An 11,910-nucleotide genomic window follows, 5' to 3' on the forward strand; every position below is an offset into this window, starting at 1 on the left:
TTTTAGAGTGAACTCTTTGTTTGAACCTCAAATTTTATGTTAACAAAAATTTGAATTACTTTTGTTGAAAAATTATCTGTTTGAAAAAATTAAAAATAACATCTTGTTTTATCATATTTTTATTATTTCTTAGTTGTGAAACAAAATCACAAATTAAAAATGATACGATTTCTCAAAATTCAATACATTTTGAAATTTTAGGTACAGGAGGTTATTTCTCGTTAAGTTACGAAAGAATAATTTTTAATAAAAACAAATTCGCATTAGGACTTAAAACAGGAATGGGCACATATAATATTTTTGATTATAAAAGCAATTTTAATCCTGACATTATTGTTCCAATATTATTTAGCGGGCTTTATGGGAAAAATCATAAAATTGAATTTGGATTAGGACAAACAGTTTCAAATATTGTAAGAGCAAATTATTCGGATAGTGAAAGCGAAAGATTAACACAATTCCATTCAAATTTTACATTAGGATATCGATATCAGAAAAACAAAGGAGGTTTTATTTTTCGTATTAATTATTCACCAATAATTGAATTCAACAAATATTTTAGGCACTGGGGTGGAATTTCAATAGGTTATGCGTTTTAAATTTATTTTGATGAAAAAAAATCTAACATTATTTACAGTATTTATTATTATTATTTCTTCTTGCGAAAAGGAATCTTTTAACATTAGTAACTTGAACAACAACAGAGTTACTGTTCTTGGTCATGGTGGAATGGGGTATAGTGATTTATATCCGATGAATAGCTTTGAATCGATTTTTAACTGCATTATCATTGGTGCAGATGGAAGCGAAATAGATGTGCAAATGACAAAGGATAGTGTTTTGCTTGCATTTCATGATAAATTTCTTGAGCAATCAACATATTTTTCAGGACAGATTTTTAATAAAAATTGGGATGAAATCAATAATGCAAAATATAAAGACCCACCATATACAAATTATGAGGTAGTTACTTTAGACAATATTTTTTCAAACATTGAAAACCTAAAGAATTACACTTTTTTTCTTGAATGCAAAAACTATAATCCCGATACCTCATTGCTTTACAGAAATACATTTATTAATGCACTTATCAGGCTTATTGATAAATATGAACTGGAAAATAATGTTTGTTTTGAATTTAAAAGAAAAGAAATAATTAAATCATTAAAAGCAAAAAGACCTGATTTAAAAATATTTATATATTCCAATTTTGAAGATGGATTAAATACAGCAAAAGACCTCCAGCTTACGGGAATAACCATTTCTGTTGATGATGTTTCAAAAGAGCAAGTAGTAAAAGCTCATTCAAATGGAATTATGATAAACGTTTTTGGTACTAACACAAAAAACAAAAATATTGAAGCAATAGAAAAAAATGTGGATTTCATTCAGTCTGACAAACTAAAACATTTGATTAAAATGATGAAGTAAAATTTTTTATTTTGGAGAGTTTTCTAAGAGGCACTATGTAGAAGTTTTGTTTAGTATAAAATAGAATTGAAAAATAGAGCTTATTGCTAATACTCACCAAAAAGCAAGCAAAAAAAAACAGAATAAAAAACAACTTTCAAAAAAAACGTTACTACTTATCAGGTATAAGATATTGAGACTTAAAGATATGCCACAGATTGATTTTAGTTGATTTAATGAATATTTTACAGAGAATGCTTCCTTCTGTAGTTTTGCAATTGCGAAAAATTGGTGATTTTACTTTTGCCATTTACATCTGTGGCTTTATTATTTTGCAAAGTTGCTGAGAAGTAAAAAAAACACTTATATTTGTGCATTAAAAAAATCATAACAATGTTTTGTTCTCATTTTTCACACTAATTAAAAATAATAATTATGAAAAAATTTAGTAAACTTATCGGACTTGTTGGTTTTATTTTCTTTTTTACAGGAACATTTTTCAAGTTAATGCATTGGCCGGGTGCAGCGGTTTTAATTCTTATTGGAGCTGTTGTTGGAACCACTTATTTTATAATGGCAATGTTCTGTAAAGATAATTTCAAAGGAAGTGCGTTAGAAAAGATAAATACTTACGCAGCTTCTATTTCACTTGCAATATGTTTGCCTTCCTTTTTGTTTAAAATATTGCATTTGCAAGGAGCACATATTCTGTTAGGAATTTCGATAATCGTTTTCTTTATATTTACTATTATTCTAATCTTGAATATTTTTGAAAAAAAAGAAGACAAATTTTTCCCACAGGAATTGTTTTCATTTGTAATTATGTATGTTGTTGTTATTTTAATCTTTTTTGGATTACCATCTTTTTTCTAAATTGCTTTTAAAAAGGAACTAATCGTTTAAATTAATTTGTTGGCAAAATATTTACTCTACCAATACAAAAGCTGCCCAAAAATAAGGATCATATTTTTGACGCATTTCTTTTTGAGTTTGAGTAAATGCTTGTTTTATATTTTTTAGTGATAAAAATTTGGAATAAAATGTTGTCATAAATTCTTCTGTTTCTTTGTCGGGAACTTGCCATAGGCTCATTATTAAAAAATTTACTCCTGCCATTTTAAAAGCACGTTGCAAACCGTAAACTCCCTCGCTACCTTTTATATCTCCTAATCCTGTTTCGCAGGCTGACATAACCACAAGATTCGTTTTTCGCAAGTCAATATGAGCAACTTCCTGTGCCGAAAGTACACCATCTTCGCCTTCACCTTTTTCTTGTCTGCTCCACACATCGTTGCCCCCTGCAAATACTAGCCCTGAACGCATCAAAGGATTTTCATTTTTTACAAAACTTTCTACTCCAAAACCCCTACTGCCTCCCCGAAAAGTAATAGCACCTTTTTCAACTATTTTTTCTTTTTCTTCATTTTCTTTTTCATTAGGGTCGGGAAAAAAGAAACCATGTGTAGCAATATGAACTAAGTTACTATTGGATGCCAATGTTTTAAATTTTTCTTCAGTTGCACTTCTGCTTGAATAATAATTTACCTTAGTTATTTCTGTTTTTAATATTTGTTCTATTTTCTTACTTTCGCTTTTTGTTGCTTCTAAATAGCTCCATATTTTTTGTGTAGTGCTATCGGTGTTGTAATCTATTCCTCCAAAAATTGTTGCTGTCATTTTTTTGTTAAACAAAAAGTTTTCAGGCATTGTTACTTTAGCAGTTGTGCTTTGTAGATTGATTGTATATTTATCGCATAAATATGAATTATTTTTATCTCCAATGGCAGCAAATGAAACTTTATGCAACAATCCGCTAGGAGAAATATAAATGGTTTTTATACCTGACAGTGAACCTTCCATTGGTTTCCAGATAAGCTTGTAGAGTTCATTGTTGTTCTTACTATTTTTTCCATAAATCCGATTTATATAGCTAAAATTATTTCCTCCGAACTTACCGATTATTGTTTCTAATTCTTTTTCTTCAAACAACTTTATCATTTCAGGATGTTTGCTATTTGCTTTTATTATTAGAGCACAATAATAAGTTTTGTCTGTCCATTCTTTGTCATAATATTTAAAATGAATAAACTCAATAGCTACTTCATTTGGATTCAATTTTTGCTGAACATTTTGCCATTTAATATTTTGTATCTTTTCAAAATCACTAAAAATTTGTGAAGCTTTTACAAGTTCTTTTTCTAATTCATTTGCTTGTTCTTCTAACATTTTAGGATTTTGAGTTCGCTTGTCAATTGCTGTGGAATACAATTTAGATATCTCCTTTTTTATAGAAATCCAATTATCATAAGTTGTGATTAAATCAGTATTTTCAGAACTTAATATTGCATTACGCATTGCAGTACTTGATTTTAAAAGTAAACCTTTATTTTTTAAAGCAATATCGTAAACATAATTTAGCATTGCAGGATTTTCATACTTTTGTTTTAATGATAAAGAATAGAAGCTATTAAATTTGTATGACTCGGTTTTGTAATATAGTTCCTTTTCTTTTTCTGATAAAAATGAGAAGTTTTGATTTATGTTAAAATTTGTAATTTTGATATTTTCAATATATAAAGTCATTGCTTTTTGGGAATACTCTGATTTTATTTTCGGGCTGTAAGACAAATTACCCATTGCCAAATATAAATCAGCAAGGTTCATTGTCGGTATTGCATAATTAGGATGTTTATCACCAAGAACTTCTTTATTAATTTTTATTGCTTCAAGATACAAGCTCTTTGCTTTTTCAAAATAATCTGATGCTTTCTTTTTATTCGTTTCAGACTTTCCCATTTTAAAGTAGGTAACAGCAAGGTTGCTCAATGCTGATGCATAAGCAGGATGTTTTGTACCAAGAGTTGCTTTACGATTATTTAATGCATCAATATAAAATTTTTCAGCACTTTTGAAATCACCCAAGTCATCACATAAAGCGGCAAGGTTGTTTAATGATGTTGCATAAGTGGGATGTTTTGTCCCAATAGTTGTTTTAAAAAGCTTAAGAGCTTCAATGAATAACGGTTTTGCTTTTTCATAATTCCCTGAGTTATAGTATAAAGTTGCAAGATTATTCAAAGATTCTGCATAGCTTGAATGTTTATTCCCAAGTGCTTTTTTACGAATATTTAAAGCGGATACGTACAAGGGTTCAGCTTTTTCATAATTTCCTATTGATTCGTATAAGAAAGCAAGATTATTTAAGGCAGTTGCATAATCGGGATGTTGTTCGCCAAGTTTTTCTTTAAATATTTTTGTTACATCCACAAATAAAACTTCGGCTTCTTTGTTTTTCCCCATTTTAACGTATAAAGTACCAAGGCTATTTAAAGATACTCCATAATCAATATGTTTGTCGCCAAGTATTTCTTTACGAGTTTCTATTGCCTCAATATATAAAAGTTCAGCTTGCTGATATTTACCCATTGATAAATATATATTTGCTAAATTATTTACAATCGTAATGTATGAATTGTCTTTTTTGTTATTATTAATTTTGTAAATACTGATAGCTTCAACGTAAAATGGTACGGATTTTTTGTAATCGCCTTCGGTTTTATACAAAAGTGCAAGATTATTTAATGAAGAAGCATAATCGGGATGTTGTTTACCAAGAGTTTTTGCACGAATATTTTTACAAGCTAAATAATATTTCTCAGCATTTTTTATGTCCGATTTGCTATAATAAGCTATTCCGATAGAATTCAAAACTTTAGCGTAAGCAATAAGATTCTTATGTTCCTTAAATAAATTAGCTGAGATTTGATAGAAAAATATTGCTTTATCATATTTTCTAAAATGCATAAAATAAGCACTTACTGATGAAAAAACGTATGCAGTTTTTGAGCTGTTTTCGAGATTAACTCCAGCATTTGTGTTATAATATTTTATTAGTTCATCGGATTTAGTTTTAATTTCAATATTATACAATTTGTTCTGTTTAATAATTTTGGCAAAATCTCTATTCTTTACAAAATAGTCTATGCTATAAATACTTCCATCTTTATAATACCAAGTGCAATAACCATCTTTTGTTTCGGGATTATGAGTTAGTATTTTACACTCTCGTTGTACTTCTCCTGTTATGTAGTAATCTTTTGTTATCCCAACAGGAGTTCCGTTTTTGTCGGTTTTAAGAACTCTGTAAAATCCGGCATTTGTTACATTCTTTGTAACTTTCCATTTAATATCGTAATAAATTGTATCAGTTTTTACTACTGCTTGAGCAAAAATTAGCTTTGATAGAAAAAATGCGAAAAGTGTAAAAATTATTTTTATTCTCATAATTTATTTGTTGTAAAATTATTCAAAGATAAATATAATTTTTACCACACTCTAAAATCCATTTCAATATTTTCAATACGAGAAGTAGGTTGCTGTCTGCCTTCCGATAATTTTAAAACTTGTGTTTGAACATACTTTTGAATTTCTGAAAACCTAATTTTTACACTCTTTTCTTATCAAGATTAATACTCAACAATCTTTTTTGTAAAAACCTCGTTGTTAAACTGAAATCTAACTAAATAGTGTCTCTAAGAAAACTCTGCAAAATTAGATTCCTATCTTTTTGCGATATTTTTATCTTTCTCAACTCACTGATGCTAAGGCATCGCCTCGTCTCAAAAAATAAAAATCTCACCTGCCTGACGGCAAAGGCAGGTCAAAAATCTTAGAAATCATAAAATTTGATAGTTTTCTTAGAGGCACTAAATAGGGTTTGTTGATTTTCTCTTGAGCAAATATAGGGATTCTAACGAAGTAAAGTATTTCAAAAATTATTTTCCAAATAATAAAAATTAAAAGAAACCATTATAAAATGTTTTATTTATTAATGCAATGAGATGTTTTGTGAATTTCTTTGTAAATCTGCCAGTTGTACTGATTGGTGGTTTCTACTTTATTTTAAAATTCCTCAAGGTCTTTCCCTTTTTTATCACAAATTTCATAATCAATTAATTGCAATACTTCAGATGATTTTATTCTTATTCTCATTTTATATTTTAACATCCAATTTAATCTTGTTGAGATTAGTTTTCTTTTGAGGTAGGTATAAACAAAAGGATGTACTTTTATAACAATTTCTCTAACTTTCAGTTCGCTTTTAATAAAATTCAAGCTATGTTCAATGTCGTCAATTACAAGTATTGTAGGTTTTATTTCTCCTGAGCCTTTACAAACAGGGCAAGTTTCGGAGTTTGCTAATTCAATGGCAGGTTTTACCCTTTGCCTTGTAATTTCCATTAATCCAAACTTACTTAATGGGAGGCAAAGATGTTGGGTGCGATCACTTCTCATCGCTGTTTTCATCTTTTCAAAAAGAGTTCTACGATTTTCAGGCTTTTTCATATCGATGAAATCAACAACGATTAATCCGCCTATATCTCTGAGTCTTAGTATTCGGGCAATTTCATCGGCAGCTTCAAGATTGACTTTTAAAACATTGTCCTCTCTGTTAGACTCATGGGTATTTTTACTTCCACTATTAATGTCAACAACATACATAGCTTCAGTTTTTTCAACAACGAGGTAAGCTCCTCTTCCAAAATTAATGATTTTTCCAAAAAGGGATTTTAACTGTTTTTCAATATTATATTTCTTAAAAACAGCTTCTTTATCATTGTAAAATTTTATTATTAAATCATGATTAGGAAGTATCTTTTCAACATAAGTTTTAATTTCTTCATAAGTATCTTTATCATCAATAATTATTGAATTAAAAGAATCATTAAGAATGTCTCTTATTATAGTCGTAGCTTTGTTAAACTCGCTGAATAATTTGGTTTTATTAAGGGATAAATTTTTGGTGATATTTTCCCATCTTTTAAGTAATGAGCGAAAATCTCTTTCTAAAAGATGAACTTGTCTTTCTTCGGCAGCAGTTCTAATTATAACTCCAAAATTATCAGGTTTAAGGTCAGTAAAAATATTTGTTAGCCTTTTTCTTTCTTTTTTATTTCTGATTTTTTTTGATATAGAAACAGCATCAGAAAAGGGCATAAGGACAATATATCTTCCCGCCAGAGTTAATTCGGCACTTATTCTGTGACCTTTTGTTGATATAGGTTCTTTAATTATTTGTACAGCGAGATTTTGTCCTACATTAAGAACCTTGTCAATAGTTCCATTTTTAGGAATTTCTTTATAGCCTTTATACTTCTCTATTCTTTTATCAACCTCTGAGTTTATAAGAACTTTCTGGGTAAAACTATTTATATTTTTAAACTGAGGTCCTAAATCGTGATAATGAAGAAATGCATTTTTTTCATATCCAATATCAATAAATGCTGCATTAAGTCCTGGTAAAACTTTTTTTACCTTTCCTATATATATATCCCCTACTTGATATTCTTTATTAGCAACATCCTGATGAAACTCAACTAACTTATCATCTTCTATTAATGCAATATCCAATCCTTGAGTTGAAGATTGAATAATTAAATTTCGCTTCACCTATAACCTCCTATACCTTAATAATAGCAATATTTTTGTTAGGGATTTTCCTAAACAAATTATAGAACCTCCCTATATACAAAGAACCAAAGAGTCTTATTTCTTTTTATGTCTGTTCTTCCTAAGTCTTTTTTTTCTCTTATGTGTTGAGATCTTATGTCTCTTACGTTTTTTTCCACTTGGCATATTACCTATCTAAATTTAATTATAAAAAACCAGCAATATTATTTACCAAGGAAATATCTTCCTTTGGCTATTGCTTCTTTGTAAATACTTTCCTATAAAAACACAAAACATTATTTAGCAGTAATTAGTCTTGTGTTTTTACAGAATAAATATTAATATTAAACCTAAAACCTTTATGGTTTTACGTTTTCCTTAATTTTGATTGAAAATTCTTTTGATGGCTTGAAATATGGAATATAGTGCTCAGGTACAACAATTGAAGTGTTTTTTGTAATATTTCTTCCGATTTTTCTAGCTCTTTTTTTCAAAATAAAACTACCAAATCCTCTAAAATATACATTTTCACCAGATGTTAATGAATCTTTAATAATTCCAAAAAATGCTTCTAATACATTTTTTACTTCTTTTCTTTCCAAACCTGTTTTTTTGGAAACTTCTGTTACTACGTCAGTTTTTATCACAACTATTAGTTTTTTAATTGATTAACAATAAATTTTTAAAATGCAAAACTATAACCTTTTTTTTAAATGGTAAAATGTTTTTCGCTCAAAATGAAAAATTTATATAAAAATTGTAAAATATTTTATTAGTTTTTTTAAAATTCATTCACAAAAACGTTAGAACAACACATTTTTAGAGATTAATATTTGTGTTAAACTAATTTGTAAATTCTCTAATTTTATTAATTTTTTTCAATAAACCCTCTTTAATCATATTAAACTCCTTAATATTTTTTTTATCAACGGCTTTTACCGGTGGTAAATCAAGTGTTAAGGGATTGATGTTTTTCCCATTTTTCCAAACTCTGTAATCAAGATGAGGACCTGTGGATAATCCTGTGCTACCAACATATCCAATAATATCTCCTTGTTGCACTTCAGCACCTTTTTTAATTCCTTTTCCGTATTTTGATAAGTGCATGTACCCTGTAGTATAAACACTATTATGTTGAATTTTTACATAATTTCCAGCTCCTCCTGAATAATTGGCTTTTAAAATTACTCCGTTACCTGCTGCATGTACAGGTGTTCCATAGCTAGCGGCATAATCAACTCCGTGATGTGGTCGGTATCGTTTCAGAACCGGATGAAATCTGTTATTTGAAAACCGAGAACTTACCCTTGAATATTTTAGCGGAGCTTTCACTAGCATTTTGCTTAGGCAAAAACCTTTTTCATCAAAATAATCGTATCTTCCATCTTGCTTAAACAAAAATGCATAATAATCCTTTTGCTGATGATAAAAACATGCTCCTATTATTTTTCCAATTCCTACACTTTTATTTTCGACAAGGATATTTTCATAAATAACGGCAAATCTATCTCCCTTATCAATCCTAAAAAAGTTTATTTCCCATGCATAAACATCTGATAGTTTGTTAATTAAATCGGGACTTGCACCTTTATTGTGCATGTCAACCCACAATGAAGTGTTTATTTCTCCAGCTAAAGAATTTTCAACAGTATCTACAGCTTTGCTATATTTTGTAACACTAACTGTATCAAACAATTTAAAAACTACATAATCAACAGAATTTATTTCATAAACAAAATATTTTGCTACAAAAGGAGAATCCATTGAAGAGAATACAGTGTATTCTTTTGCTGTTCTAATTTTTTTTACATTAAATATATTTGTTGCACTGTCAGCTACAGAATTTATTATTTTTATTGACACATTGTATGGCTTCAAAATATCGGATAAGGTTGCATTATTTTTAATAGTAGCTTTAGTTAAATTAAATGTGTCGGAAGATATTCCGAATTCAAAAGAATCATTTTTTTCTATTTGTGTTTCTTTTACTTTTACAATTTCTGCCGTTATGATATCTTTATTTTTTTTAAAAAATAAAAATATAGCGAATAGAATAATTGCCAATACTAATGTTCCTATTCCAATATAAATATAGTGTTTTTTTGCAAATGTCATTTTTTATTAATTTCTTAGATTATTTAAAGTTATAAAAAAAAACCTATATTTGAATTAAATATAGGTTTTTTATTTTTATTTTTTCTGGAGTTATTACTAACGAAGTGTAAATCTAATAGGAAGATTAATAGTAACTCTTACAGATTTTCCTCTTTGTTTTCCGGGTTTCCAATTCGGCATTAATCTAACTACTCTTTTCGCTTCGTTATTGAGGTTTGGAGTTTGTCCTCCCAATATTTTTATGTTTGTTAGTTTCCCGTTTTTTTCAACTATAAATGAAACAACAACAAGACCTTGAATACCATTGTCTCTTTCCATTTCAGGATATTTTATATTGTCTCTTAAAAATATATCTCTTGCCCTATCACCTCCGGGATATTCAGGCATATTTTCAACAACCATAAATATTTTTTCTTCACTAACTTCTTCTTCTTCAGGTAAAACATCAGGCAATTCAATGGCTACTTCTTTAATGTCATCCTGAGTTTCTATTTCCGGTTCATCTTCTTCTATCTCTATGTTATCTTCTACAATTTTTAATTCTGGAGGTGGAGGTGGTATTTTGATCTTTTTTTCTTGCTTTGTTACATCAATAATTTCCTCATCTTCATCAATAATAAGATTACTATCCAACTTTGTATCATCTTTATCATAAACTGTCCATTGAAATGCGAGTATTACAAATGCAATTGCAATTGAAAGACCAATTTTAAAATACAATCCAACATCTTTGTCAATATCGGCTTTTGGTGTTTTTTTAGGTTTCATAATTTCTGTTTTAAAAGATTAAAATTCAAGATAATGAAAAATACAAATCCACTTAATTCTCCAGCTATGTTTGTTATAACATCTAATACGTCACTTTTTCTGTGCACAAAAGTAAGCAATTGTATCAATTCTATTAAAGATCCATAAAAAAATACGATAATTAGTGTTAAAAGCAATTTTAACGCCAATTTGTTGCTGTTTTGCTTTAGATTCGGCTTAAATACCTGTAGCAATAAAAAAGTAAGTACAAAATAAAAAACAAAATGTACAATTTTATCTGTTGGTAAAGCTAAGCTTAACCGTAAAGATGGAAATCCCGAAGCAGGTATTAAAGAAGTAATCCCAATAAAAATAGCCCAAACTACAGAAACAACAAGATAAGTTTTTCTCAATTCAATTTTCTATTCAGATATTAATTCCCTATATTGTTCAGGTGTTAACAAATCGTCTGCTTCTTGAGGGTTTGTCATTTCTATTTCAATTAACCAACCTTCACCATAAGGGTCTGCATTAACAATTTCCGGATTATCTTCTAACTCAGGATTAACTGTTGCAACTTTACCACTAACAGGCATTAATAAGTCGGAAACGGTTTTTACAGCTTCAATTGTGCCATAAGCATCTTCCTTTCCTAATGTTTCATCTTCTGTTTCTATCTCCAAGAAAACTATATCTCCAAGCTCACTTTGGGCGTAATCGGTTATTCCAGATTTTATCTTTTTGCCGGTATCACTTATCCTTATCCATTCGTGGTCCGCTGTGTATTTTAAATCGTCAGGTACATTCATATTTAAATTATTAAGCAATTTTAAAAAGCTCGAAATTAAAATATTTATTATTCTTACATCAATTTTTTATTTAAAAAATTAAAATTCTTTTAAGACTTGTGTTTATTACCGATTTTCACTTTTTTAATAAACTATAACTTATTCCAAAATTTAGAATACCTGTTAGCCTAAACTATACTTCGACTGGTCATAATTTGAACTTTGGCACTATGTATAACGGGCTGATTATTATCCGTTTACACAATAATGCAAAAGGCAGTTTATGACCGCTCAGTATATATATTGTCGCGAAAATATCGAATATTGAACAAGAAATTATGAATAATGAAATTTGCTGATCACAAAAATTGCTCAGAGTCATCTTTTTACTTCAAAATTC

The 11,910-nt window shown here is 28.6% G+C and carries 10 protein-coding genes; 3 read left to right on the plus strand and 7 right to left on the minus strand.

All coding sequences use genetic code 11. From position 1 onward, the window contains the following. Positions 1-80: 80 nt before the first annotated feature. From U9R42_04945 to U9R42_04955, 3 genes are all read left to right on the plus strand, one after another. Positions 81-599 (plus strand): hypothetical protein, encoded by a 519-nt coding sequence (locus U9R42_04945; protein ID MEA3495364.1) that lies wholly within the window; start codon positions 81-83, stop codon positions 597-599. Positions 600-609: 10 nt separating this feature from the next. Next, positions 610-1,431: a glycerophosphodiester phosphodiesterase family protein gene (locus U9R42_04950; GenBank protein ID MEA3495365.1), complete on the plus strand. Its 822-nt coding sequence runs from the start codon at positions 610-612 to the stop codon at positions 1,429-1,431. Positions 1,432-1,845: 414 nt separating this feature from the next. After that, the gene (locus U9R42_04955; GenBank protein MEA3495366.1) at positions 1,846-2,283 is read left to right on the plus strand and encodes a hypothetical protein; all 438 of its coding nucleotides are present in this window, start codon (positions 1,846-1,848) and stop codon (positions 2,281-2,283) included. 51 nt (positions 2,284-2,334) lie between these two features. Here the strand turns inward: U9R42_04955 and U9R42_04960 are convergent, their stop codons facing one another. The 7 genes from U9R42_04960 to gcvH form a co-directional block, all read right to left on the minus strand. Continuing rightward, entirely contained in the window at positions 2,335-5,694 is a 3,360-nt protein-coding gene (locus U9R42_04960) for a CHAT domain-containing tetratricopeptide repeat protein (GenBank protein ID MEA3495367.1), read from the minus strand. 618 nt (positions 5,695-6,312) lie between these two features. After that, positions 6,313-7,860: an Rne/Rng family ribonuclease gene (locus U9R42_04965; GenBank protein MEA3495368.1), complete on the minus strand. Its 1,548-nt coding sequence runs from the start codon at positions 7,858-7,860 to the stop codon at positions 6,313-6,315. Positions 7,861-8,219: 359 nt separating this feature from the next. Continuing rightward, entirely contained in the window at positions 8,220-8,507 is a 288-nt protein-coding gene (locus tag U9R42_04970) for an HU family DNA-binding protein (protein MEA3495369.1), read from the minus strand. Between the two features lie 196 nt (positions 8,508-8,703). Continuing rightward, positions 8,704-9,975: a peptidoglycan DD-metalloendopeptidase family protein gene (locus U9R42_04975; protein ID MEA3495370.1), complete on the minus strand. Its 1,272-nt coding sequence runs from the start codon at positions 9,973-9,975 to the stop codon at positions 8,704-8,706. 96 nt (positions 9,976-10,071) lie between these two features. Continuing rightward, positions 10,072-10,743, minus strand: coding sequence for an energy transducer TonB (locus tag U9R42_04980; protein ID MEA3495371.1), 672 nt, complete (start codon positions 10,741-10,743; stop codon positions 10,072-10,074). Beyond that, a complete protein-coding gene (locus tag U9R42_04985) occupies positions 10,740-11,135 on the minus strand; it encodes a VanZ family protein (GenBank protein ID MEA3495372.1) in 396 nt (131 codons plus the stop codon). Before U9R42_04985 ends, U9R42_04980 begins: the two co-directional genes overlap by 4 nt. Before the next feature lie 9 nt (positions 11,136-11,144). Further along, the gene (gene gcvH / locus U9R42_04990) at positions 11,145-11,531 is read right to left on the minus strand and encodes a glycine cleavage system protein GcvH (protein MEA3495373.1); all 387 of its coding nucleotides are present in this window, start codon (positions 11,529-11,531) and stop codon (positions 11,145-11,147) included. Positions 11,532-11,910 lie beyond the last annotated feature (379 nt).

This window comes from Bacteroidota bacterium (genome assembly GCA_034723125.1).
In the GTDB taxonomy this organism is placed as follows: Bacteria; Bacteroidota; Bacteroidia; order CAILMK01; family JAAYUY01; genus JAYEOP01.